Source organism: Lentilactobacillus fungorum (assembly GCF_016860605.1).
Taxonomy (GTDB): domain Bacteria; phylum Bacillota; class Bacilli; order Lactobacillales; family Lactobacillaceae; genus Lentilactobacillus; species Lentilactobacillus fungorum.
On the sequence record NZ_BNJR01000021.1, the window covers coordinates 84647 to 110345 of the forward strand.

Below are 25699 nucleotides of genomic sequence, written 5' to 3' on the forward strand. Positions count from 1 at the left end.
AATTGTACCATTTCAAGCTGTCAATGAAAACAAAAACTAAAATCAAATGGTGTTAATCCATGATAATCCACTTTTCCCAATCTTCAAAGGATTAAATCTAAAATCGTTAAGTTCACGTGCCTAAGTTGAAAGACGATCAATGACAATACAAAAGGGCATTTCCGTATAAATCAAATCAGAATTATACAAAATGCCCTTCGTAATCGTTCAAATGATTAGTGAAACACCGATTATTTATTCTTCGCCAGTCTCAATCAAGCCATAGCGGCCATCATTTCGACGGTAAACAATATTAATTCCGGAAGTTTCAGCATCTTCATAAATGAAGAAGTCATGGCCCAACATATCCATTTGTAAAATGGCTTCTTCATTATCCATTGGCTTTAGTGCCAATTGTTTGGTCCGAACCACTTGGAACTTGGATTCGTTATCTGAAGCTGAATCAGTTTCAGTATCAGCCGTATCTTGCGTTGATGCAAACTCAAGGTTCTTGAAGCCTTTTTCGCGAGACTTACGGTTAACCTTAGTCTTGTATTTACGAATTTGGCGTTCCAATTTATCCGTTACTAAATCAACGCTGGCGTATAAATCATTGGACATTTCTTCAGCTCTCAAAGTTAAGTATGGTAAAGGAATAGTTACCTCGACTTTAGCTTGTTTATCTGGATAAACCTTTAAATTGACGTGGGCCGTATTTTTTAAGTCTTTTTCAAAGTATTTTTCCAGTTTACTGATTCGTTTTTCGACGTAATCACGAATCGCCTGAGTCACCTCAATATTTTCACCACGAATGTTAAACATTAGCATAACAATCTCTCCCTTCACCATTAACGGCTTAATGGTCCAATCATGAAATCACTTTCATCATTGGCTACAACTTTAGTATAATTGAAAGTTGGCTTTTTAACAATCATTGACTCTGGATTTCTTCACCTTGCGAGGGTTATTCCCGTAACTGACGTTGCTCCTGCCTGGTATAACAACCTTGCTGCATGACGAATTGTGGTACCGGTTGTATAAACATCATCAACAATGACAATTTTGGCATCTTTGACGGTGGCTTCCATGCCACTAACTAACTTAAATGGCTGATCCAATAATAAACGATCGGCCCGACTCTTTGCGGACTGATTGCTTTCCTTGGTTGCTGCGACTGGTGTTAGGGCATTCACAAACCGGCAATTGTCAATCAACCCAACTACTTGATTAAAACCACGGATGGCCATCGTGGCCTCAGTCACCGGAATCGGAACGACCAATCGCTTGGTGCGCGTCACGGCCACTTTCATCTCAGTCATAAAAACCCAGCGCAATCGATAATCACCCAAGAATTTATACCGGCTCATATATGTCTTCATTGCGGCATTATAGTCGTATAGCCCCCGATTTGAAAAACTAAAAGCTGCCTGTTTCTCCCATCGTTGACAGTCATAACATGGATCGGTCATTGCCGCCGTCAATTTTCTTCCACAAAGTTGGCAAACTGGAGTTGCGCTTAACCTAGAAAATGCCGAAGCACAGGCTTGACAAATAATCGTCGGTTTGGCTGCCCTAAGCGAAAACAGGTCATCTAAGCCGATTTGTTCGCGAATTGACGCCTGACACAATAAACAATTTTTCATAATTTCTTGGCCCGCTGATTCATCTGATTAATCTGACGCTGACAAGTTCGAATAGTTGCCGATTTTCTTTCACAGTAAAATAGTACCTTGCCAAAGGGTCGACTACTATTCCGCCCAACTCGCCCAGCAATTTGTACCAAAGCGGCGGCTGAAAAGATTTCATTGTCCGCCTTTAAAACCAAAACGTCAATCCCAGGAAACGTTACGCCACGTTCAAGAATGGTTGTCGTAATTAAAAAGTCCAGTTGGTTATGCCTCATTGCCGACACTTTTTCCAGCCTGGTAGGGTCAGCTGAATAAACAGTATCATAGCGGGCTTGAAGATTGTCGTGGCCGATCGCTGCCGAAACGGCTGCCAAGTCCTTAATGTGGGGAACAAACAACAAAAAACGCTGCTTTTGTCTCACAAGCGACCTGATTGTCTTCAGGATCGGTTTGCTTAACATTTCTTTTGCAATTAATTGTTCAAGTTTTCTAACTTTGATGATTGTCGGCTCGGGCAACAAATGACTATGGTAGCGGATTGGCAAATAACTAACGGACAACTTCCCCCTTTTGATCTGCATCAGTAACTGCTCATCAGGCGTCGCTGTTAAATAAAGCATCGCACCGGTTGGCTTAATGGCATTTTGGACACCAAAATGTAACATCGGGTTCCCAGAAAACGGGAAAACATCCACTTCATCAATAATTAGGACGTCAAATGCATGATAGAATCGCAATAATTGGTGGGTGGTACAAATGGTTAATTGACTGTATCGATAGGGCTGATCACTCTTGCCATGCAATAATACCATCGACGTCGTTTTGAACGCCGCTTGAATTCTCGGGAAAAGTTCAATGACCACATCGATCCTAGGCGAAGCAATTCCAATCCGATAACCTTGTGAAATTGCCCAATTAAGCCCCTCAAACAGCATTTCAGTCTTACCTGCCCCAGTAACAGCCCATAACAAATGTCGCTGGTGATTTTTGAAAATCCTAACAATTTGCTTGGCACATTCGGCCTGCATTGGTGTTAATTGCCCTTTCCAAGATAACGCGTGCTCTGGTTTAGAAAACTGATTGGGTTCATCGGCAAATACTAATTGACTGCGCGTATCCATCCGCTTCATTTGGATACAAACGTAGCAATAATAATGGCCGTTAGGAAGCGCCGCCTGCCTGCGTTCCAGCGTCGACCCACACCGTGAACAGGTAATTGAGCGACCAACGACGACCGCTTTTCGTTGATGAACTGCACTCGAAGCTAACAATTTTTGGGGCACATCAAGCTCACTTAGTTGGCGGCCGTACAAGTCTGATATACTATTGATCATAGAACCTCACCTCAATTGATTAATTACGAAACTAACTGGAGGTATTTTTTTGACAACAACTTTTTTAACTATTAAAGAAACCGGTACTCATGAAATCGAGATCAAAAAGTCCCGCTTCATTTGTCATATTCAAAGAATCCAAACCGAAGATCAGGCCAAACAGCTCATCCAACAAATCAGTAAGCAACACGAAAAAGCCAATCACCATTGTTTCGCCTACATGCTGGGGCCAGCCGATCAAATTCAACGGGAAAGCGATAATGGTGAACCAGCCGGCACAGCAGGCGTGCCAATCCTAGAAGCCTTAAAGAAGAATGAACTGCACAATGTTATTGCCGTTGTAACCCGCTACTTTGGCGGCATTAAGCTTGGTGCCGGTGGTTTAATTCGGGCTTATAGTAATGCAACCTCTTCAACCATTGATCAAGTTGGGATTGTCAACTTGGTCACCAAAAAAGAACTCTTTTTAACAATCGACTATCGTCAATTTGATAAGTTAAAATATTTTTTAGAGACCAATCAAGTACCAATCGAAAACGTTGATTATACTGATAAAGTAAAAGTGACCGTGGCGATTAGAGAAACAGAATTACCCGCTTTCGTCCAGCGAGTTAAAGATCTTTTAAGCGACCAGTTTGATTCATCAATCGGTGCCGATAGACTATTTGAGGAGCCCTTTACTAGAAAAGAACGCCAAGAAGAAGAAAAGCGGGCGTGATTTCTCCCGGCTTAATGTATGCTGGCTAGTTAAATATATTGCAAAAAAGTTAACCTTTATTTTATGATCGATTTCCATCAAATTGGACCATTAGTAGCTTTAAAAGACAATCCGCACCAAAATCCACGAAGCTAGACCCAAATTTAATTTTTACCCGTTGCCGGTTAACAAAAAGCGCCAACCATTCCTGAATCGGGAATGATTAGCGCTTTTTGTTAACCTATGGGGTCAAAATGCCTTGTCCTAATCGCCAATCTAACGAAAAAGGTTCAGTTAAAAGCCGAAATTAATCGGTTTCTAAGTGAACCTCATCTGGGATTGTTTGGTTTACGTTAACCGCATCAATCAACTTATCTGTAAATACCGTTATGTAACTAATGATTATCTTTGCTGGTTGTATCTTTTACCAACTTCTTAATACCGTTCAGCAGTGGTTGGCGATCCTCACCCACTAATCCAATTGTTTCCACAAATAACTCTAAGCCAATTAAAACCGCAATGGTTAGTAAAATTGACCCCCACAGTGGCGAAATTGGGTAGAGCAACGAGATAAATGAAAAGATTAATGCAATCCCATAAATAACCAAAACAGTTTGACGATGTGTTAGCCCAATTTGCATCAATCGGTGATGTAAATGGCGTTTATCCGCGTGAGAGATCGGTTCTTTGTTTAACAATCGACGAAAGATTGCAAACACCGTATCAGTAATTGGTACGCCCAAAATCATCACAGGGATCAAAAGGGTAATGAAAGTGGCGTTTTTTAATCCAAATAACGAAAAAACCGACATCATGAAGCCAATAAACAGTGCGCCCGTATCCCCCAAATAAATCCTGGCTGGAAAAAAGTTATAGGGTAAAAAGCCAACACAAGAAGCCACTAAAGCAAAAATCATAATCGCGACAAAAATGTTTCCAACGTTCAAGAAAAACATCGCGGTAATGCCCATCGTCGTTAAGGCAATGATAGCGACCCCAGTTGCCAACCCATCCAAACCATCGATCAAGTTAACCGCATTCGTAATTGCCAAAATCCAAATCCAAGTAATCGGCAAACTTAGCCAACCTAAATGAATCGTCAAAAATGGTAACGTAATCGTTGTCATTTTCACGCCAGCAGCAAAATAAACCCAAAGAGCAGCAATCGAAATTCCAAGAACTTTTTGACGAGGCCGTAATTCAAAAATATCATCAATAATTCCGGTCAAAATAATAATGGTTTCCCCACCATAAATGCCCCACAAAATTTTTGTCGGAAACTGGTTTCTTAGGAGAACCATTGTACAAAAAGTATAAGAAATAAAAATCGCCAACCCACCAATCGTAGGCATTGGGATCTTGTTCACTCGACGCCTGTTGGGTCGGTCTTCGGCACCAACGGCGAATGCCAGCTTGCGGATAAATGGGGTTAATATTGCCGAAAGAATCATGGTAGCAAATAATGACACAATGATTTCGAATTTCAAATTTGTAACCTCACTTAATTCCTTACATTAGTATTAAATCAATTATACAAACGACAAATGATAAAAACAAGCCAGCTTTAATTGATCAATTCTCGATTAATCAAGTTCAAGTCGTTTTAAGATATTCAACTAATCACAAACATCCGGGTGATTCAAAATAGCGTTGCCTTGATTCACAAAACCAATTATACTTAAAGAGTAAGATATGGGTGTCCTTTAAAAACAGAATTCACAATTTAAAGGAGTTTTATTCATGAAAAATAAAATAATCCATACACAATCTTCCGCTGAAATTAAAAATGAGCTGCCCATTTTGGGCCAAATGGGCAGCTTTTCTGTGATTTTATTTGCAGCAAGTTTAATTTCACCCTTATTTCCAAAAGCGTTTCCCGTTCCAGCACCAGTGATTGGCTTAATCATTCTTTATTTACTGTTAGTCACTCACCTTGTCAAGCTAGAGTGGGTTGAACGCTTTGCCGATTTTATGATTGGGTTCATCTCATTTCTATTTGTTCCTTCTGGTATTCAACTAGCAACATCGCTGGACATTTTAAAAAATCAAGGCTTGCAGTTGATCACCATCATTGTGATTTCTACAATTATTCTTTTAGTCGTCATTGCTTACACCGCCACGTTTTTTATTTGGCTAAAACGACTCATCTTTCATCGGGACGTCTCCGTTGAAGAAGTTTGATGGGCGGTGGACATGATGACTGAGCAGAGCATTATTGAATACTTGGGCACGCCAATTTTTGGCATCTGCTTGTCAATTATTGTTTATCTAATTGGCGAGTGGTTATTTCGAGTGACGAACGGATTCTTCTTATTCCAGCCGTTATTTGTCGGAATGGTTTTGGGAATTTTTGTTCTTTGGCTGATGGCGCATTCTTTAAAAGTTGACGTTGCCTGGTTGTATCGCCATACTTATAAACCCGGTGGTGATCTTTTATTTTGGTTTTTAACCCCGGCAACAATTGCGTTTGCAGTGCCATTATATAAGCGAAATGATCTCATAAAACGTTTTTGGTTGGAGATTATTTTGTCATTAACAATTGGCTTGCTAATCGCTCTATATTGTATTTACTTAATCTGTAAATTATTCGGGATCCATGACGCTGGCATTGCATCGTTACTGCCACAAGCAGCTACTACTGCCATTGCAATGCCAATCGCAGAAGCAATTGGTGGCAACCCAGCAATTACTGCGATGGCTTGTATTGTCAACGCGGTCATTATTTACGCTTTAGCAACCTTTTTATTAAAAGCGTTTCGATTAAATGAACCAATCAGCCAAGGCTTGAGTTTAGGATCAGCTGGCCACGCCGTTGGTTCAGCTAAAGCCATTCAATTAGGGTCAATCCCCGGTTCAATGGCTTCGGTTGCCTTCGTTTTGATTTCGATCGTAGTTGACTTGGTAGTCCCATTATTTACAAATCTTTTAGGGATTAGTCAATAATTGCCGCTAGGATAAAACAAGCATCCCTACTGCAAGTGCAGCATCCCAGATTATGACTGATGCTTGAATTAAATTGCAATCCATGCGCTAAACAAAGAAGCCAATCATTCCAAAAACCGGAAATGATTGGCTTCTTTGTTAAACATTAAGGTTAAAGCATCCTTTACCTAAAGTTATTTTAATCACGTAATCATTACTCACGCAAATGATAGTTGTACGTTGAAATAATAATGTTTTGCCGTGAATTTAAAATCGTTCGCAGCCGCAAACTTGTTTGGTTATGCAAAATATTTTCCCAACGATGTCTTGGAACAAATTGCGGTACCAAAACAGTCGTTGAATAATTCCGGTCGGCAGCCCGCTTTGCAATAACATCACAAAACCGCAACGTAGGCTGAGCAATTGAACGATAAGAAGAGTGAATATCCACAAAACGGACATCCGGAAATTCCTTTTTAAATTCTTCTGACGTTTTATGTTCCTTTTCAGGATTAGAATCAAACGATACATGCATCGCAATGACGTAATCGCCAATGGACTGCGCATAGCTAATCGCGTTAGCTGTTACCCGAGTAACGCCACCTACTAACACAACCACCGTTGACCCATCAAAATGATGGGTCGTGGTAATTTCCGTATTATCTTCAACAACCCGTAATTGCTCGGCAACCCGCTTGTAGTGGCGATTAATTCGGTAGAAAATATGAATCAAGACCGGCATCACAATCAAATAAGGCCACACATTAGGAAACCGTAACAAGAACAAACAGGTTACCAAGGCCAGCGAAATAAAGGCCCCGGTAAAATTAATCACTGATTTTAACTGCCAATTTTTGCCTCGATGATGGTACCAATGAATAATCATTCCCGATTGAGACAGTGTAAATGGAATAAAAACCCCAACGGCGTAAAGTGGAATCAACGCATTCGTTTTCCCACCGAAGATACCAATCAGGACAATTGCCCCAACTGCTAACGAAATAATCCCGTTAGAATATCCTAATCGATCACCTTTATCCAAGTAGGCATGCGGCAAGAATTTATCTCGAGCTAAATTGTAAGCCAAGATCGGAAATGCAGAAAATCCGGTATTGGCGGCAACCGCCAAAATCATAGCGGTCGACAACTGCAAAATATAATAAACAATGCCATGACCAAAAACGTTAACTCCAATTTGAGAAAGCACCGTTTCATGACCGTTAGGAACAATCCCCATATAGTAACTTAGGTAAGTAATGCCGCCAAAGAAGCATGCCAAAATAGTAGCCATAATCGCTAGAGTTGCTGAAGCATTCTTACTTTTTGGCGTCTTAAAATTCGGGACTGCATTACTAATTGCTTCCACACCAGTCAAAGAAGACGAACCAGATGAAAACGCTCGGAAGAACAGAATTAACGTCATTCCCTCAACAGGCGCGCCAATTTGGGCAGCAGCATGATACTGAATGTTACCAACCGAAATGTTATAGCCGCCGTAAATGACCATCGCGATAATCATCACAATGAATAGATAAACCGGCAGCGTTAAAAAAGAAGCCGATTCTCGAATTCCTCGTAAATTAAGCAGCATAATTCCTGCAACAATTAAACAAGAAATTAACACTTGGTGAGAATACAGTGATGGAATTGCGGACGTAATCGCTTCGGTTGCTGATGTTGTTGATACGGCAACCGTTAGCATATAGTCAACCAACAAGGAACCACCGGCAATTAAGCCAGCTCGCTCACCCCAATTAGTACTCGCAACGACATAAGCGCCACCACCCGACGGATAAGCATGAATGATTTGTTGATAAGACAGCGTAATTGCAGCCAATAGTATCAAAACAAGTGCCGCAACCCAAATTTGGTACATCAAGGCTGCAGCAGACAATGTAATCAAGATTGTTGTAATTTGCTCGGTACCATATGCCACTGACGATAGCGCATCGGAAGATAGTAGTGCCAATGCCTTAAACTTTGTCAGAGCTTGGCCGCCCTCATCAGTGGTTTTTAGCGGTTTTCCAATTAAAAACCGTTTTAAATATCGCCACATAAATAGTTACTCCTTTTATATAAATCTACCATTCGTAGTGAACCATAAAATAATAGTCCTTCTTGGTAGCAAAAACAAGTCTTGTTATACAGTATTAAATCGCACACAAATACACCATACAACACAAGAAGCAACCCGACAAGCCAGAATTTTAGGGTCAGCTAAGACCAGCTTAATGAAACGTTACTCCTCTTAAAGGGCATTTCCCAGTAGTTTGAGACTATAACACCTCTGCCAAAATAATTCAAATCATTACGCAAAACAGTTAACGCCGCAATTACCATCTACTCACTCAATCGTAATGCTGACGCGCCAATCACCTAACAACGAACCAAACAAAAAGACCATGAGCAAAAATCCCTTCACCCATAGCCTTTTGAATTAACTAGTGACTATCAAACTTAATAATTATTTAGCTTACATGCCCATTCCAGGGTTTGGCATTGGTGCAGCTGGCGTATCTTCCTTTGGTTCATCAGCAACCACAGCTTCAGTTGTCAACAACAAAGCTGAAACAGAAGCGGCATTTTGAAGCGCTGAACGCGTAACTTTGGTAGGGTCAACGATCCCATCGTTAATCATATCTTCAAAGTTACCATTAGCAGCGTTGTAACCAACACCAGCTTTTTCACCTTTGAGCTGTTCAACGATAACTGAACCTTCAACACCAGCATTTTCGGCAATTTGACGAACTGGCTCTTCAAGTGCTCGCCGAACAATGTTGATACCGGTCTGCTCATCGCCTTCTGCGTCCTTATCAAGGCCGTCAAGTGCCGGAATTACATTAATCAATGCAGTTCCACCACCAGGAACAAAACCTTCTTCAACGGCAGCTCGAGTTGCATTCAAAGCATCTTCAATTCGATACTTCTTTTCCTTTAATTCAGTTTCAGTAGCGGCACCAACTCGAACAACAGCGACACCACCGGACAATTTAGCTAGTCGTTCCTTTAGCTTGTCACGGTCAAAGTCTGAAGTTGTCTTTTCAATCTGTGTTTTAATTTCTGAAACTCGTTGACTAATTTGCTCTTTATCACCGGAGCCATCAACGATCGTAGTAGAATCCTTTGTAACGTTAATCTTGTTAGCTTGACCTAATTGATCAATGGTTGCATCCTTCAAGTTCAATCCAAGGTCATCAGTAATGACGGTTGCCCCAGTTAAGATGGCAATATCTTGAAGTTGATCCTTACGACGATCACCAAAACCAGGTGCCTTTACAGCAACAACATTAAAAGTGCCTCGCATCTTGTTTAATACAAGAGTTGGTAATGCTTCACCGCCAATATCATCGGCAATGATTAACAATGAACGACCCTGTTCAACAATCTTTTGAAGTAATGGCAGAATATCTTGAATGTTAGTGATCTTCTTATCCGTTACCAAAATGTATGGATTATCAAGGTCAGCTTCCATTTTGTCGTTATCGGTTACCATGTATTGTGACATGTAACCACGATCAAATTGCATCCCTTCAACAACATCCAAACTGGTTTCAACTCCACGAGATTCTTCAATGGTAATGACACCATCATGACCAACTTTTTCCATTGCGTCAGCAATCAAGCTACCAACTTCCGTGTTAGCTGATGAAATGGATGCAATTTGTGCAATATCATCCTTGGTCTTAACATCGTGTGACATCTTGTGCAAACCATCAACGGCAGCCTTCGTTGCTTTTTCAATTCCGCGACGGATTCCAACTGGGTTAGCCCCAGCAGTCACGTTCTTCATACCTTCATTAACAATCGCTTGAGTCAAAACGGTTGCGGTAGTCGTTCCATCACCGGCAACGTCGTTCGTCTTTGAAGCAACTTCAGAAACGAGCTTAGCCCCCATATTTTCAAAATGATCTGGCAACTCAATTGCCTTGGCAATCGTAACCCCATCATTGGTGATGGTTGGATTCCCTGCTGATTGTTCCAAAACAACGTTTCGACCTTTAGGACCTAACGTTGCTTTTACTGTATCTGCTAATTTATCAACACCCTTGAGCATTGCGCCGCGGGCATCTTCAGAAAACTTAACTTGTTTAGCCATTACAAATTTCACCTCAAAAATTTATTTTTGATTTATTATAGAAATAATGATGCTGATGATGCCGAAAAAGATTATTCAACAATTGCCACAATATCTTTTTCATGCAAAACTAGATAGGACTCATCGTTGTCCTCAATCTCAGTCCCTGCGTACTTATCGAACATCACCTTGTCGCCCTTTTTAACAACTGGGGCAACTTTTTGGCCATTATCTAGAACCCGGCCATCGCCCACGGCAACAACCGTGCCAGCTTGGGGCTTCTTTTTAGCGTTATCTGCTAAAACAATACCGCCAACCGATTTTTCTTCTTCCTTCTCTGTTTCGATAATGACGCGATCACCTAATGGTTTTAACACGTTAGTCCCTCCATTTACAACATTTTTTAGCATCATTAGCACTTGAATGACAAAAGTGCTAATCACTGCTTATAATATATTATTTTTTCCGACTAATTGCAAGGACTTCTTCGAATTTATTGTGAAGTGTGCCATGTCCAAAACAGACCGCTATTAATTTTGACTTGCCAGCGAACCAAAAAACGCCTAGTCTCCTCCCTTAGTGGGGCGAGATTAAGCGTTTTTGGCTGAATCAAGCTCAATCAACATTAGTTACTGAAATTATCAATAAAGTAAATAAGCGTCTGCAATTCATTTGTTAAATCAACATTTTGAACTAATACCTTATCGGGTACGGAAAGCCGGATTGGCGTAAAATTTAAAATTCCCTTTACACCGCCGGCAACCGCATCAGCAGCAACTTCTTGAGCAGCACTTGACGGTACGGTCAAAATCACAACTTGGATCTGCTGCTCACGCAACTGATCAGCCAGCTGGGAAATCGGGTATACAGGAACGCCGTCTTCAACTGTATTCACAATGTCTTGATTCGTATCAAAAGCCGCTGAAATTCGAACGTTACTATCCTTGTGAAAATTAAAGTTTAGCAAGGCATGACCTAAGTTACCAACTCCAATCAAGGCAACGTTTGTTAAGTGTTCCTGATTCAAGATTTGCTTGAAAAAGTTTAATAAACTATCAACATCGTACCCATAGCCACGTTTGCCCAATGCGCCAAAATATGAAAAGTCGCGACGAATTGTAGCGGAATCAACTTGAACAGCTTCTGCCAATTCGGTAGAAGAAATCCGTTGTTTGCCGGTGTCATGTAGGATGTTTAAATATCGATAATAAATTGGCAATCGTTTTGCGGTTGCTTTTGGAATGTTTTCAGCTGTCAAAATTTCCTCCTATTGGTGCGTCATTTAAAATCTACTACTTTGTGAACTTGTCTTTATTTATTATTCTACCATATCCTGCCATCTTGTGAAATGTATTTCAATTAATCTTTGTAATCTATTATTGTTAGCTGACAGAATATGATAAAATTATGTGATGTGAATTTTAGAAAGGTGGCCAATCATTTGATAATTTTACAAGCCCAAGATTTAACCAAACGGTTTAATGGTGAAACAATTTTCTCAGGCGTTAACATGGCCATTCAAGAAAAAAGTCGAATCGCGCTTGTCGGGCGAAACGGTGCCGGCAAATCAACTTTAGTCAAAATGATTATCGGTGAACAATCCGTTGATGGCGGCCAAGTCAGTGAAAAAAAGAATCTATCAATCGGCTACTTGGCACAAGATACAGGATTAGATTCGGATCAACCAATTTACGCTGAAATGGCCACTGTTTTTGCTAAATTAAAACAGCAGGAACAAAAAATCCATGATTTAGAAGAACAGATGAGCTCAACAACGCTTGACCCGAACTCAGAAGCCTATGCACAAATTTCTTCTCAATACGACCATATCCGAGCCGACTTTGAGCAACATAATGGCTACGGCTACGACGCCGAAATTCGAGGAGTGTTACATGGATTTGGCTTTGGAGAGGCTGACTATGGGCGCCCCATCAGCGAGCTTTCCGGTGGGCAGAAAACGCAATTGGCGCTTGCCAAGTTATTATTGGAGAAGCCGGATTTGCTCATTTTGGATGAACCAACTAATCATTTAGACGTTGAAACCATCACTTGGTTGGAAGGCTATATTCAAAATTATCGTGGGGCCTTATTGATTATTTCCCACGACCGCTACTTTCTTGACCGGATTGTCACGGAAGTTTATGAATTGGCTAATGGGACACTACAACATTTTACTGGTAACTACACGGATTATACGCGTGAAAAGGATCAGCAGCTTTCTCAGCAATGGCGCGCATACGATAAACAACAAGCTCAAATTGAGAAGTTGCAAACCTTTGTCGATAAAAACATTGTCCGAGCATCCACCACTAAGCAGGCTCAAGCGCGAAGAAAGCAACTCGAAAAAATGAAGCGGCTTGACAAACCAACTGGTGATGCCAAAACTGCTCGTTTCAAATTTACCCCCAAATCAAAGAGTGGCAATAATGTCCTTAAAGTTGCTGATGCCGCTGTCGGTTATACAACGATTCTTTCAGAACCCGTCAACTTGGACATTAAGCGCAACCAAGCAATTGCGATCGTTGGGCCAAACGGTGTTGGCAAATCAACGCTGCTAAAAAGCATTTTAGGTATTATCCCCTTTATTAAAGGAAGCGCACAGTTTGGAACCGGCGTCGACACCGGCTATTACGATCAAGAGCAAGCTTCCTTGCACGCCGAAAAATCGGTTCTCAACGAACTGTGGGACGACCATCCAACAACCCCTGAGGGCGATATTCGCAGTATTTTAGGCAGCTTCTTATTTTCTGGCGACGATGTGACTAAGCTCGTTCACGACCTTTCTGGTGGTGAAAAGGCCCGCTTGTTATTAACGAAATTGGCCATGCAACACAATAATTTCTTAGTTCTTGATGAACCAACTAACCATTTGGATATTGATAGCCGTGAAGTCCTCGAACAAGCCCTCAATCACTTTGATGGCACGATTTTGTTCGTCTCTCACGATCGCTACTTTATCAACAAAATTGCCACTTCCGTTATCGAATTGTCAAAAACTGGTACCCAGTCTTACTTAGGTAATTATGATTATTACGTGGCTAAAAAAGAAGAGCTGATTGCCATTAAAGAACATGCGGCCGAAATTCAGCAAGCTGAGAATCCAACCCCGAAAGAAGCAGCTCCAGTCACATCTGATAAAAAGACCTATCAGCTCAATAAGGCAGAGCAAAAGCAACACCGAAAACTTGCCAGACAAGTTGATCAACTAGAAGCGCAACTAGACCAATTATCCCAATCCAAAGAACAAATTGAGACCAAGATGACCCAACCGGAAATATTTAACGATATGGACAAACTCCAAAAACTCCAACAGCAATTAGAAACCATTAATGAACAAATTAAGGCCACCGAAACTGATTGGGAAGAAAAAAGCCTTCAATTAGAAGATTTAAACGACTAAACTATTCGAAAGGGTAATTCTCAATCGGGGCTATAGTTATTGAAAGGCGTATTAATCGTTGACCAGGCTACGGTCGTTGTTTCGACTTAGTATCCAAAAATAGGGATCAGTTAATGAAGCATCTCATTTTGCTTCGTTAACTGATCCCTATTTTTAGATACGCGTCATTGGTTAATTTTGCTGGGGTTGTTTTAACCATTCAAATTCCAAGCCTGGATCCGCGTTTAAACGAGCATCGGCACGAACGTCATGGCGATAAAGCATCTCGCCTGCTGCCCCAATCATTGCAGCATTGTCACCACAAAGCGAGAGTGGCACCAGTTCTAGCTTGGTATTTGTAAATCGTTGAATATCATGAGTAAGCCGGTCCCTAAGCCCCTTATTTGCTGCCACCCCGCCAGCCAAAATAAGCTGCTTGACGGGAAATTCTCGCAGCGCTCGAACAGTTTTGTCTGACAACACGTCAATAACTGCTTGTTGAAAACTAGCCGCCAGATCTGCTTTATTTAGTTGTTCATGAATTTGATCAGCATGATGAACCGTATTGATAAAAGCACTTTTAAGACCACTAAAGCTAAAGTCAAAGTTATCGTCGTGATCCATTGCTCGTGGAAAATTAAAAGTATCCTGACCACGGTGCGCCAGCTCGTCAACGGGCTTACCCGCCGGATAGTTAATTCCTAAAACCCGGCCAATTTTATCATAAGCTTCGCCAGCGGCATCGTCTCTAGTTTCACCAATAATTTCAAACTTATTTTCGACCGGCATATACACTAATTCGGTATGGCCCCCAGAAACGACCAATGCCATCGCGGGAAATTCAATTGGTGCCACCAGCTGAGCAGCATAGATATGGCCGGCCAAATGGTTAACTGGAATCAATGGCAACTGATGGGCCCAAGCAACCGCCTTGGCAGCTGTAATACCAATTAATAACGCCCCGACCAATCCTGGGCCATAAGTAACAGCGACCGCCGATAGATCATCATAGTCAACTTCTGCTTGGGTTAAAGCATCCTTAATACAACTCGTTATTTGTTCAATATGATGGCGACTAGCAACTTCGGGAACCACCCCACCAAATCGCTGGTGGCTCTTAATTTGTGTCGCCACAACATTAGACAAAATGGTATCACCATTTTCGATTACTGCTACGGAAGTTTCATCACAACTGCTTTCAAAAGAAAGTATTAAGTCTCTAGACACTGATTTCATCTCATTTCTCTCAAGGTCAACCAATCTTCGTAATATCCAAGATCATATTTAACGCGTCTTCTCGGTCATTATAGTAATAATCTTTTTTTAGACCATTATCGACAAATCCAATATCCCGGTATAACTTTTGAGCGCGCGTATTACTAACCCGAACTTCCAAAGTTACTTTATCAAAAGTCATTTGCCGAGCCTTTTTGATGATTGTTGTCACCAAGAAATAACCCAGACCATGATTTTGAAAATTAGGAGCCACCGCAACGTTCGTAATATGACAGTCTTTGGTATGTTCATTCAAAGAACAGCCGATAAATGCCACTAGCCAATCGTTTCGACGCAACACTAAATACAAGCGATCGTTCTTTCTCATAAGTTCGCTTCGAAAGGCCCGATCATCCCACGGCGTTTGACCGCCATACACTGCCCGTTCAATTCCTAAGATTTCTGGGATGTCTGGAATCATTGCCTTGGCTAAAAAATACTTGGTACCGTTAATTTCCACATCGTGGTTTTTAATGTCCAAATATCGTTGCCGCAGTTGGGCCTCTTTATTATAAAAATTTTTGTTAAACCAGCTCTTAAATTTTCTCAACATAGTTCTGCGTATCCTCATTCGGATGACTTTTTTTCCAATCGGCTTCTGCCTTTGTAAGTCGCAAATATCTTGGAACAACACTGTCAACGTTAGCTACCGGTGTGATATTTCGACCATAAATGCCTAATCGAGCAGCGCTTGGAATGTCTGCTAATTGATCAGCAACTACTAATCGATTAGGTAATGCTGACCTCATCTTCGCTTCAAAAGCGTCCGTATCACCAATAATTGTGATTTTTTCGGTATATTGCTTAAGTTGGGTTAGCCAGTCAGTCAAATTAGTATGTTGGTCTTCAATAACTGACACCAGTTTGCCTTGATTATCGAAGCGATATAAACCGGTAAAGATATTCTCATTACGTGCATCAAAGATGGGGTTAATTAACCCGACTGGCATCGAGACATTTAAGCAAAGCGTTAATAAACTGGAAACCATCGTTAAATCAATTGATAGGGTTGCCGCAATTGTTTTTGCCGCTGTTGTTGCCATTCTAATTCCTGTGTAAGAACCTGGTCCCCCAGCAACGACTACTCGGTCCAAGTCATTCGGACTGAGAGCTGCTTTTTTGACCAAATCTTCTATTACAGGCATTAAAAATTCGGCATGCTTTCGGTGGGTTGTCATCGTTGTCTCTGCTAACAAATGATCGTCATCCATCACTGCAACCGAAAGGGGTCGGTTGGAAGTATCGATCGCTAAAATTTTCATGATTGTTGACTACCTTCTACATTAATTTGATTCCAAATAAACGTGGCACTGGCAGAAATCTCATCACCGGTGGTAATTTCGTGAATCGTTTTAATTCTATCACGATCCGTTGAATCAACAACCACGGAACTGGTCACCAGATTGCCATACTTAACCTCGTTGTCAAAACGAATATCAATTTGACGAGGTATATAGCGGCCTAAAAAGGACATCGGCAGTGCATCCAGCATCCACTCCAAATAAACCGAGTTGTTAACGTGACCGTTAAAATCAATGTCGCTCACCCGAACCTGATACTGCTTAGCGTCTGCCTTGGCCAAATCCTTAATAATTTCTGGCCGAGGCAATCGTGGGACTCGTTTGACTTTTTTTGACTCGTACGGCGCAATAATGTCATCTGACATCGATGTAATCTTTCGGGTTTGTTCATTCATCAACACCCAAATGCTCTCAACCTTAACTAATTCATTACCAGCCTGATCATGCAGCCAAAATTCCCGATAAGCAAAATAACGGTTATAAGAAGTTCCCTTGGTCGTCATTTTGACAGTTGAATTATTAGTTGGCAATTGGTTAATCTTAATCGAATATGAAATCACGACCCAACCAATTCCATAGCGGTCAATCAGCGTTGTCTGATCGACTCCCAGTTGCTCATTTTGATGCTCAGAAGCCAAGATGAGCACATTAATCAGCATTGGAATCGTAATTCGATTGTTCACATCACACTCATAAAACGGAATGGTATGGGTTTCACTAAATTGCTTTGCTGCCATGGGCACTTCTTCTTTCATTTACTTAATATCATGGTACTCATTATAAACAACTTGTTTTCTTAAATGGTGATCCTTGGCAACTCGCTTAATTGCTTCGTTAACTTTCAAACCATTCTTAATATGAAAATCAACTTGCTGGCTCATCGTCATTCCCGCCAAAGGATCTTGACCATCACTTTTCGGATTGTGATTACCTGCCACTATAATAACAAATTCTCCTCGAATTTCGACAGAATTGGCCCATTCAAACACGGCTGCCAAATCGCCACGAATAAATTCTTCATGCTTTTTAGTCAGTTCCCGGCAGAGCGCGACTTGCCGATCTGGGCCGAATTGTTCAATTAGTTCCTTGAGCGTTTTCTTCAATCGATGAGGGGCCTCGTAAAAAATGAGCGTCTCAGGTCGATTTTGTAAATGACCTAATTCTTCGCGCTGCTCCTTAGGCTTGCGAGATAAGAAACCATAAAAATAAAATGGCTGCGGCAAAATACCAGAAGCAATTAACGCCGTTATACCGGCATTCGCCCCAGGAAGTGGCACCACCTTAATTGATTGGTGAATACAAGCCACGACGAGTTCATGACCGGGATCACTAATCGAGGGCATGCCGGCATCGCTTACCTGCGCAATGGAAACTCCTTGCTTAAGTTTGGCAACCAATTCGGGAATCCGCTGGGCTGTATTATGCTCATGAAAACTAATCTGCTTGGTTTCAACCCCAAAGTGATTCAAAAGTTTCTGCGTATTCCGCGTGTCTTCAGCAGCAATTAAATCAACAGTTTTAAGAATTTCCACCGCCCGATAAGTCATATCCGCCAAATTGCCGATAGGCGTCGGCACTAAATACAGCGTGCCATATTGAGTTGTTGCGTCAAAACTTTTTTGTGTTTCCACGATTCTCCCCTAATCTCGACGACCATAAATAATATCAGTACAAAAAATACAGTCCTCATCATTTTCACGCCGTTTACCATAATATTCGTTGCAAACGTGGAAGCCTTCATTGTATAGTTTCTCCAAGTTCTTTCGAGATTTAGATAATTGAGGTGAATTTTGGCCAACTTTATTCGTGATCTCGGTTACTCGTTCCCGCAAATGCTGATTTTCAATTTCCAACTCGGCGTTTTTTTCCATCAATTCAATCAACGCTTCATGCAAATGAGAAAAATTGGCCGCCGTATCACTTAGCCGAGTATCCATCTCTTTTAGTTCGTCATATAAGCTTTGAGAATCCACGATTTTATCACCTTTCGCCAATTACGATTTGGCAATCTTCAATATCTTCAGTGTCATTGACTCAACGATTCCTTGAAAATTAACATTCACGGCCATACTGTTGTTCATCGCCAGCACTTCATCCAACATCGTGATTAATTGGCCACTTTGCCAATTTGTCGCTGCTTTTTGCATTTGATCAATAATGGCCGGATACTTTAAATCATCCTTTGCCAGGGTACCATATTTTAATTCCAAAACATCTTCAAAAAGGCTAATGATCATTGTTAAAACCACTCGCTGCTGGTCTTTGCTACCAACAATCGGCATTATCGTCATTTGAATGAATGGGACTGCCATTAAATTACCGCTGGCTAAATAACTAAACCACTTGGCAATTGCCTGTTGCATTTGCCCGAACCAATCATCCTTAAGTAGTTGATCGACTTCGCTTCGACTATTCGTAATCGCCATCAGTAAATTGATTTGGCTGGGTAAAATCCCATCCTGTTTCAATTCAGCAATCATTTGCGGCTTACTTAAGCTCGGAAATTCGACAACTTGCGTTCTGGAGATAATGGTTGGCAAAATGAGATGCCGATTTTTGCTGATAAGAAACGTCACCACATTGCCAACGGGTTCCTCAATAAATTTGAGCAAACTATTAGCTGCCCCAGTGGTCATTTTTTCGGCTTCAGAAATAATAAAAACTTTCTTGGCCCCTTCCACCGCGCTCTTAGTAAATTCACTTTTGACGTGGCGAATTTGGTCAACCTTAATGCTTTGACCATCAGGAGCTGTCAAGACAACATCAGGGTGATCATGGTGCATAATCCGTACACATTCTGGACATTGTCCACAAGCAACCCCATCGACCACATGCGTACAAAACAGTCGCATCGCAACGGCCATTGCCACAGCAAATTGGCCAGCTCCGTCTTCACCCGTTAATAAATAGGCATGAGACAATTCATTGTTAGCAACTAATGACATGAACTGGTGAAACAGCTGCGGTTGCTTTTGTTTGGCAACTTCTACGATATTTTCTGCCATGAAAGTCCCTTCTAAAATTGGTGAAATTGATCGATTGGCAGAACCATCACAGTTGCCCCGCCAACTTGGACTTCAATTGGAAATGTGTGCTCAGCCGTATCACCATTCAAACTAACCGGCGGCGTCATGAATTGCTGACGCGCAGAACAGGTCTCTTTGATCAAGCTCAAAACCAAGTCAACTTTTTCATCATCAATTGCAACTAAATAAGTTGTATTGCCCGAACGCAAAAAGCTACCGGTAGTCGAAAATCGGGTTGCGATAATATCGTGGGCAACAAATACGGAACGTAGTTTATTGGCATCTTTATCTTGGACAATTGCGATTACTAATCTCATAACTTAACTCTCCTTAAAAATACTCACTAGCAATTTGTCGAATCACATTAATCGTATCTGCCACGACTCGTTCAAATGGCTGAGTAGCATCAATTGTGACAAACCGCTCAGCATTTTTCTTTCTAATTGCCATGTACCCTTGATGAACCCGCTTATGAAATTCGGTGGTCTCAACATCCAAGCGATCGATTTGGGTGCTATCCCTGTGCTTGGCAATTCGAGTTAAGCCCACTTCAACAGGAATATCAAAATAAATTGTTTTGTTCGGCAATCGTTTCTCAGTCGCAAATTCATTCATACGGTAGACTTGTTTCATGCCAATCTGTCGCCCAGCTCCTTGATACGCAACCGAACTGTCCACATAACGGTCGCAAAGAACCAGTTTACCGGCATTTAAGGCTGGTAGAATCGTTTCAACAAGGTGTTGTCTCCTCGCTGCCGCGTACAATAATGCTTCGGTCCGATAATCCATTTCCGTATTTTGACGATCCAAAATAACGTGGCGAATCTCTTCAGAAATTTTATTGCCACCGGGTTCCCTGGTAACCAGCAAACGATCGCCAAGCTGCTGTTTAAACGGGCCAACCACCTCGTTCATAACAGATGTCTTGCCAGCACCATCTGGACCTTCAAACGTTATAAATTTACCATTCAAACCGATTCCCTCACTTCTATAATTATATTAATTGTACGATATGTTGTTTAGCCTGTCTATTTCAAAAGAAAAGAGCGATTAATAATTTGTTTTAGAAACCGATAAACCATGACAACAAAAACGTCATTGTTTCGATACTAAAATTCATTATGAGTCACTCTGCCAGTTAACGAGGCTCAACCACCGTTAATTTCAAATGACCTCATTCAAAATCGTCTCGGTCATAGCTAATTACTGATGGCTGAATTTGATTATTTTTAATTTTTCTAATTCGAGCTTCTTTGTATATGAAGAAATACTTTTGCCGAGCTAATGCAGTTTCTTGTTCCATCTCAATGTCACTATCCGCAACCGCATTTTGTGTCTGGGCCGCATGATCCCATTCTTCCTTTAAATTATTAATCAGCTCAAGTAGCCGCTCGTCATAATCGGCTTTGATATCACGCCGTTTCCATCTACTAAAAAACATCATGTCCCCCCTCACTAGATTTCGGTTCGACCCTGAACTGCCTTGAATAACGTCACTTCATCAGCGTACTCAATATCGGAACCGACAGATAATCCGTGAGCTAATCGGGTAACCTTAATACCGGCTGGTTTAATTAGTTTACTTAAGTACATTGCCGTCGCTTCACCTTCGGGAGTTGCATTAGTGGCTACAATCACTTCTTTGACAGCTTTATTTTGCTGCAATCGTTTAATGAGCGAACTAATATTCAAATCTTCTGGTCCTTTGCCTTCAATTGGTGATAAAACCCCATGGAGGACATGGTAAAGACCGTGATATTCTTGAACCCGCTCCATCACCATGACGTCCTTTGGCTCCTCAACCACTAGGATTGTTGACTGATCCCGACTTTTATCTCGACAAATTTCGCAAGGGTCCTCATCGGTTAGGTTGCCGCAAATCGAACAGTAGTGAAGATCTTTTTTGGTAGCGACTAGTGCGTCAGCAAATCCTTTAACATCTGTTTCGTTCATATCAACCGTATAAAAAGCCAGCCGAGTTGCGGTTTTGTTGCCGATCCCCGGTAATTTCATGTAGCTATCAATTAACTTTGCGATTGGTTCCGGATATTGCATACTTTTCCCTTCTCAATTCCAATTACATTCCCGGAAGGCCCTTGGTATACTTGCCAAGCGTTTCCTGCGTTGCCTTTTCAACGTTTGCTAAGCCATCATTAACCGCCGCCAAGACCAGATCAGCCAACATTTCCGGGTCGTCAGGGTCGATGGCTTCCGGCTTAATTTGGATATCGGTCATCTTTCGATCGCCATTAAAAGTCACTTTAACCATATCATCTGGCGCAACCCCAGTAAATGCCTGTTGCTTTAAGTTTTCCTGTTCTTCGGTCAACTGCTTTTGCATTTTTTTCATTTGCTTAATCATATTGTTTCGATTCATACCATTCATCATCATTAAGTCCTCCAATTAGTCATTTTTAATATCTAAAATTTCTTTACCAAACAATTCCGCTGCCTTTTTAACGATAGGCGGTTCATCGCTTCCGGCACTTTCATCAGCTTTTGGGTCAGCATCTTGCCCCGCCTTCTTGGAACTGGCAAGCTGATCCTTGTGGTTTGCCAAGTAGTCTTTTCTAATTTGGGGCCATTGGTTTTCCGGGACAAACACAATTTCTGGTGTTTTCCCCACAATACGATCCAAATTATTCTCTAGGGCATCCCTTAACTCTGTATCGCCTTGAGCTTTTTGGTATAAGAACGCATAATCAAACGACACGATTACCCCTTTGGCACTCGCAGCAACCGGCTTTGATACATGCATTACCGCCCGTTGCGTCACGGTCAGCGTGTTCATCAAATCGGGCCAAACTTCTTTAAACTGATTTAATTGTTTCCTAGTTGCCGAGCCCAAGATTGGATAAATCTTGGCCAATTCAACGTGTTCAGCTACAGTTGCCTTAGTTCTTGCCAATGGCTTTGTCGCTGCTGAATCAGCAGAAGCTGAGCTTTTCGGCATGGCGTTGGTTGTCGATTTTTTTAGCGTATCAATTTCTTCTTGCAGTTGATTGACCTGATTAGTGAGCTGCTGGATTGTCCGCTCAACATTTGGTGCCGGAACTGCTTGTTGAGCGGCCGTTTGGATTGTCGTCGCTGCAGGCTTTTTTTCATCAAGGTGGGTAATCTTAACCGTTAAAACTTCCAGATAAACATCTGGATGAGCCGTATACCGCAAAGAATTTGAAATGTCATTTAGTTCGTTGATGATTTGATAGATATCACTATCACTAATTTCCGTACTAATCTGCTTAAACTCATCGTCGATAACCCCTAATTCCATTTCCTCAACCATTTGCGGATCTTGCTGGTACAAAAGCACGTCTTGGCAATAGCTGGTCAGGTCTTCAACAAATCGGCTTGCATCCTTGCCTTCATCAAGAATCTTTTGAACCGTTAATAATGCATTCTTAGTATCTTGCTGGTGCACTTGCTGCATATATTTGGTCAATAATTCATTGGTGACGCTTCCTGTGACCAACAACGCATTTTCATATGTGATTTGATTGTCACCATACGACATTGCTTGATCCAAGATGCTTAACGCATCCCGCATCCCACCTTCTGCCGCCTTGGCAATTAACTTCAGCGCCCGATCGTCATAATCAACGTGTTTTTGCTGCAGAATGTAAGCCATTCGCTCCAAAATATCGGTTGGCTTAATCCGTTTAAAATCGAATTTCTGAGTCCGAGAGATAATCGTTGCTGGGATCTTATGAGGTTCGGTGGTTGCCAAAATAAAAATAACGTTTGCCGGTGGCTCCTCTAAAGTTTTCAGCAAGGCATTAAAAGCCCCGGTTGACAACATATGAACTTCATCAATGATGTAGACTTTGTAATCCGCTTGGGTTGGCGCATACTTGGCCTTATCACGAATATCCCGAATTTCTTCGACCCCGTTGTTTGAAGCGGCATCAATTTCAATGACATCGTTTAAGCTGCCTTCGTTAATGGCTTTACAAGTCTCACATTGATTGCAAGGTTCGCCGTCTTTTAAGTAGTGGCAGTTAACTGCTTTGGCAAAAATCTTGGCAGCAGAGGTTTTGCCGGTTCCCCGGGGACCAGTGAACAAATACGCATGACTAATTTGTTTAGTAATCAAGGCATTTTTTAACGTTCGTGTAATGATTGACTGGCCCACAATTTCATCAAACCGTTGTGGCCGCCATACCCGATATAAAGCTTGATAGCTCATTACTAAACCCTCCAAAAAGCGCCATTTCAAAAATCGTTCAATTAAAAACGTCTCAATAATTATATGATGAAACACGGAATAATGCCAATATAAATAATAAGCGATTTTCATTAAATTTCGCAAGTGGTCACCCGATGGCTGGCCCAAACTTAGTTCCAAAAACTTCTTTATATTAATAATTCCTTCGCGCATCTTTAAATTGATAAAAAAAATACTCCCAGCAGATTTGCTGAGAGTTTAAAGTTCATAATCAAGAGACACAAGGTCGATGATACTTAGTGCTGCTTCCTTCCGGACCTGACACAGTTCGTAACCCGACCCTTGTCTCAGGGCCTTGCGGCAATATCCATCATAACTTACTTCACTAAAAAATGCCAGTCTATTTTACTTTTTTCTTTTTCGAGCCGCCCGAAAAAAGTCCTTCATGATTTGAGCTGATTGGGCTTTTAACACCCCTTCAAAAACTTCAATCTGATGATTCAGCCGGGGATCTTCCAAAACTTGGTAAAGGCTTCGAACCGCACCTGCTTTGGGATCCCGGGCACCAAAATAAACGGTTTTAAGCCTTGAGTTGATGATTGCCCCGGCACACATTAAGCAGGGTTCAATTGTCACATACAAGTCACAATCAACAAGCCGCCAAGAATTCATGGTGGCACAAGCTTCTTCAATGGCCATGATTTCGGCGTGAGCAACGCCATCATTGAGGTGTTCTCGCAAATTATGGCCACGGCCAATGATTCGACCGTCGGAAACGACTACGGCACCAATGGGAACTTCACCAATGACGAAAGCTTTTTGGGCCTCCACAAGTGCTGCCCGCATAAATTGGTGATCGTTTTTACTTGCCATTAGCTTCCCTCACTTTTTAATGCTCTGTAAAATATAATAACCCTTATCCCGTTTTAAAATGTCACAATTACCAAAAACGGTTGTCATCAACTTTTTGGCCGAGGGCGCCCCCTGTTTTTTTTGTAAGACAACGGTTAGGACCCCGTTAGCAACAAGGTGAGCCAGCGCGCCAGTAATCATTGCGTCAACAACTTTCTTACCTGCTCTAACGGGTGGATTTGTCACAATGGCTGCGTATTGATCAACCACGGCCGCGTAAACATCGCTGGAAAAAATATTGACATTGTCAACCTGATTATCATGGGCGTTTTTTTTCGCTAGTGCCAAAGCCAATTCATTGACATCCACCATATCAACAAGCCGATCAGGAAACGCTTTGGCAATTGCGATTCCGATAGGGCCGTAGCCGGTTCCCAAATCCAAGATTTTACCTACTGGCAATTGATCGTAATTCAGATTGTGCACCAATACCCGAGTGCCATAATCGACCGTATGTTTAGAAAACACACCGTTGTCAGAAGTAAACGTTAAGTTGTTTTTTAACAATGTAAAATGCCAAGTCGTTGGATTCGATTGGACATCCGGATTCTTTGAGTAGTAAAATTGATTGTCGCTCATTTTTTAACTCCTATTCTATCATTTTAAATTGCATCCCATATTTAGTGGATGGTCAGTTTAAAATCACAATATATTGTGTTCTTATCGTTGATTTTTCTCTCAATTAGTGTAAACTATAAGCATCAAGTAAAAACGAGCAAAAAGGGGAAGATGATAAAGATGGCAAAAATTACGTTGTACTCTAAAAACAATTGCATGCAGTGCAAAATGACAAAGCGTTACCTTACCGAACATAACGTTGCGTTTGAAGAACATAACATTAACGAGCAGCCACAATATATTGATTATCTTAAGAAACGTGGTTTTATGGCCGTTCCCGTCGTCGATGTCGATGGCAAGCAAGCCTTTAGTGGCTTTAGACCTGATCAGCTTCAATCCATCGCCGGTTGATCACTTTATCCATTTTACCATATAGATTTCATCACTT

28 protein-coding genes and 1 other RNA gene are annotated in these 25699 nt (G+C 41.5%); 5 read left to right on the plus strand and 24 right to left on the minus strand.

Going from position 1 to position 25699, the window contains the following annotated elements; translation table 11 throughout:
- Positions 1–234: 234 nt before the first annotated feature.
- The 3 genes from hpf to YK48G_RS13045 form a co-directional block, all read right to left on the minus strand.
- The gene (gene hpf, locus YK48G_RS13035) at positions 235–807 is read right to left on the minus strand and encodes a ribosome hibernation-promoting factor, HPF/YfiA family (protein ID WP_203631141.1); all 573 of its coding nucleotides are present in this window, start codon (positions 805–807) and stop codon (positions 235–237) included.
- A 122-nt stretch (positions 808–929) separates the two neighbouring features.
- Positions 930–1622: a ComF family protein gene (locus YK48G_RS13040; RefSeq protein WP_203631142.1), complete on the minus strand. Its 693-nt coding sequence runs from the start codon at positions 1620–1622 to the stop codon at positions 930–932.
- Positions 1619–2941, minus strand: coding sequence for an ATP-dependent helicase ComFA (locus YK48G_RS13045; protein WP_203631143.1), 1323 nt, complete (start codon positions 2939–2941; stop codon positions 1619–1621). Before YK48G_RS13045 ends, YK48G_RS13040 begins: the two co-directional genes overlap by 4 nt.
- A gap of 49 nt (positions 2942–2990) precedes the next feature.
- Between YK48G_RS13045 and YK48G_RS13050 the strand changes: the two genes are divergently transcribed.
- Positions 2991–3659 carry a YigZ family protein gene (locus YK48G_RS13050; protein WP_203631144.1) on the plus strand — a complete coding sequence of 223 codons (669 nt, stop codon included), beginning with the start codon at positions 2991–2993 and terminating at the stop codon, positions 3657–3659.
- A 374-nt stretch (positions 3660–4033) separates the two neighbouring features.
- On the opposite strand, the gene YK48G_RS13055 is transcribed toward YK48G_RS13050, so the two are convergent.
- Positions 4034–5125, minus strand: coding sequence for a glycosyltransferase family 4 protein (locus YK48G_RS13055; RefSeq protein WP_203631145.1), 1092 nt, complete (start codon positions 5123–5125; stop codon positions 4034–4036).
- A 253-nt stretch (positions 5126–5378) separates the two neighbouring features.
- Between YK48G_RS13055 and YK48G_RS13060 the strand changes: the two genes are divergently transcribed.
- Both YK48G_RS13060 and lrgB read left to right on the plus strand, forming a co-directional pair.
- The gene (locus YK48G_RS13060; protein ID WP_203631146.1) at positions 5379–5819 is read left to right on the plus strand and encodes a CidA/LrgA family protein; all 441 of its coding nucleotides are present in this window, start codon (positions 5379–5381) and stop codon (positions 5817–5819) included.
- Between the two features lie 12 nt (positions 5820–5831).
- Positions 5832–6581, plus strand: a complete 750-nt coding sequence (gene lrgB, locus YK48G_RS13065; protein ID WP_203631147.1) for an antiholin-like protein LrgB — start codon at positions 5832–5834, stop codon at positions 6579–6581.
- A 193-nt stretch (positions 6582–6774) separates the two neighbouring features.
- Here lrgB and kimA read toward each other — a convergent pair whose 3' ends face one another.
- From kimA to YK48G_RS13085, 4 genes are all read right to left on the minus strand, one after another.
- Positions 6775–8616: a potassium transporter KimA gene (kimA, locus tag YK48G_RS13070; RefSeq protein ID WP_203631148.1), complete on the minus strand. Its 1842-nt coding sequence runs from the start codon at positions 8614–8616 to the stop codon at positions 6775–6777.
- Positions 8617–9033: 417 nt separating this feature from the next.
- Entirely contained in the window at positions 9034–10656 is a 1623-nt protein-coding gene (gene groL, locus YK48G_RS13075; RefSeq protein WP_203631149.1) for a chaperonin GroEL, read from the minus strand.
- Between the two features lie 71 nt (positions 10657–10727).
- The gene (groES, locus tag YK48G_RS13080) at positions 10728–11012 is read right to left on the minus strand and encodes a co-chaperone GroES (protein WP_172633913.1); all 285 of its coding nucleotides are present in this window, start codon (positions 11010–11012) and stop codon (positions 10728–10730) included.
- A gap of 248 nt (positions 11013–11260) precedes the next feature.
- Entirely contained in the window at positions 11261–11893 is a 633-nt protein-coding gene (locus YK48G_RS13085) for a redox-sensing transcriptional repressor Rex (protein WP_203631150.1), read from the minus strand.
- A 183-nt stretch (positions 11894–12076) separates the two neighbouring features.
- Here YK48G_RS13085 and YK48G_RS13090 point away from each other — a divergent pair, with 183 nt between their 5' ends.
- Positions 12077–14035: an ABC-F family ATP-binding cassette domain-containing protein gene (locus YK48G_RS13090; protein WP_232365383.1), complete on the plus strand. Its 1959-nt coding sequence runs from the start codon at positions 12077–12079 to the stop codon at positions 14033–14035.
- Between the two features lie 171 nt (positions 14036–14206).
- On the opposite strand, the gene tsaD is transcribed toward YK48G_RS13090, so the two are convergent.
- From tsaD to YK48G_RS13170, 16 genes are all read right to left on the minus strand, one after another.
- A complete protein-coding gene (gene tsaD, locus YK48G_RS13095; protein WP_203631152.1) occupies positions 14207–15250 on the minus strand; it encodes a tRNA (adenosine(37)-N6)-threonylcarbamoyltransferase complex transferase subunit TsaD in 1044 nt (347 codons plus the stop codon).
- Positions 15251–15266: 16 nt separating this feature from the next.
- The gene (gene rimI, locus YK48G_RS13100; protein ID WP_203631153.1) at positions 15267–15842 is read right to left on the minus strand and encodes a ribosomal protein S18-alanine N-acetyltransferase; all 576 of its coding nucleotides are present in this window, start codon (positions 15840–15842) and stop codon (positions 15267–15269) included.
- Complete coding sequence (gene tsaB / locus YK48G_RS13105; RefSeq protein WP_203631154.1) at positions 15826–16551, minus strand: tRNA (adenosine(37)-N6)-threonylcarbamoyltransferase complex dimerization subunit type 1 TsaB; 726 nt, start codon at positions 16549–16551, stop codon at positions 15826–15828. Before tsaB ends, rimI begins: the two co-directional genes overlap by 17 nt.
- Complete coding sequence (locus tag YK48G_RS13110) at positions 16548–17327, minus strand: acyl-[acyl-carrier-protein] thioesterase (RefSeq protein ID WP_203631155.1); 780 nt, start codon at positions 17325–17327, stop codon at positions 16548–16550. The genes tsaB and YK48G_RS13110 overlap by 4 nt, the downstream gene beginning before the upstream one ends.
- 18 nt (positions 17328–17345) lie before the next feature.
- A complete protein-coding gene (rsmI, locus tag YK48G_RS13115) occupies positions 17346–18221 on the minus strand; it encodes a 16S rRNA (cytidine(1402)-2'-O)-methyltransferase (RefSeq protein ID WP_203631156.1) in 876 nt (291 codons plus the stop codon).
- 9 nt (positions 18222–18230) lie between these two features.
- Positions 18231–18563, minus strand: a complete 333-nt coding sequence (locus tag YK48G_RS13120) for a DNA replication initiation control protein YabA (protein ID WP_203631157.1) — start codon at positions 18561–18563, stop codon at positions 18231–18233.
- 21 nt (positions 18564–18584) lie between these two features.
- Positions 18585–19595 carry a DNA polymerase III subunit delta' gene (gene holB, locus YK48G_RS13125; protein WP_203631158.1) on the minus strand — a complete coding sequence of 337 codons (1011 nt, stop codon included), beginning with the start codon at positions 19593–19595 and terminating at the stop codon, positions 18585–18587.
- 11 nt (positions 19596–19606) lie between these two features.
- Positions 19607–19933 carry a cyclic di-AMP receptor DarA gene (darA, locus tag YK48G_RS13130; protein WP_203631159.1) on the minus strand — a complete coding sequence of 109 codons (327 nt, stop codon included), beginning with the start codon at positions 19931–19933 and terminating at the stop codon, positions 19607–19609.
- 13 nt (positions 19934–19946) lie between these two features.
- Entirely contained in the window at positions 19947–20588 is a 642-nt protein-coding gene (gene tmk, locus YK48G_RS13135) for a dTMP kinase (protein ID WP_203631160.1), read from the minus strand.
- Between the two features lie 202 nt (positions 20589–20790).
- On the minus strand, positions 20791–21057 hold the full coding sequence (locus YK48G_RS13140; protein WP_203631161.1) for a YaaL family protein: 267 nt from the start codon (positions 21055–21057) through the stop codon (positions 20791–20793).
- A gap of 14 nt (positions 21058–21071) precedes the next feature.
- Positions 21072–21671: a recombination mediator RecR gene (gene recR / locus YK48G_RS13145; RefSeq protein ID WP_203631162.1), complete on the minus strand. Its 600-nt coding sequence runs from the start codon at positions 21669–21671 to the stop codon at positions 21072–21074.
- Between the two features lie 22 nt (positions 21672–21693).
- Positions 21694–22005: a YbaB/EbfC family nucleoid-associated protein gene (locus YK48G_RS13150; RefSeq protein WP_203631223.1), complete on the minus strand. Its 312-nt coding sequence runs from the start codon at positions 22003–22005 to the stop codon at positions 21694–21696.
- A 15-nt stretch (positions 22006–22020) separates the two neighbouring features.
- Positions 22021–23802, minus strand: coding sequence for a DNA polymerase III subunit gamma/tau (gene dnaX, locus YK48G_RS13155; protein ID WP_203631163.1), 1782 nt, complete (start codon positions 23800–23802; stop codon positions 22021–22023).
- 246 nt (positions 23803–24048) lie between these two features.
- Positions 24049–24135, minus strand: an RNA gene (gene ffs / locus YK48G_RS13160) — signal recognition particle sRNA small type.
- 51 nt (positions 24136–24186) lie between these two features.
- The gene (gene tadA, locus YK48G_RS13165; RefSeq protein ID WP_203631164.1) at positions 24187–24654 is read right to left on the minus strand and encodes a tRNA adenosine(34) deaminase TadA; all 468 of its coding nucleotides are present in this window, start codon (positions 24652–24654) and stop codon (positions 24187–24189) included.
- Between the two features lie 9 nt (positions 24655–24663).
- A complete protein-coding gene (locus tag YK48G_RS13170; protein ID WP_203631165.1) occupies positions 24664–25272 on the minus strand; it encodes a class I SAM-dependent methyltransferase in 609 nt (202 codons plus the stop codon).
- 159 nt (positions 25273–25431) lie between these two features.
- Between YK48G_RS13170 and nrdH the strand changes: the two genes are divergently transcribed.
- The gene (nrdH, locus tag YK48G_RS13175) at positions 25432–25662 is read left to right on the plus strand and encodes a glutaredoxin-like protein NrdH (protein ID WP_203631166.1); all 231 of its coding nucleotides are present in this window, start codon (positions 25432–25434) and stop codon (positions 25660–25662) included.
- The last annotated feature ends 37 nt before the right edge of the window (positions 25663–25699 follow it).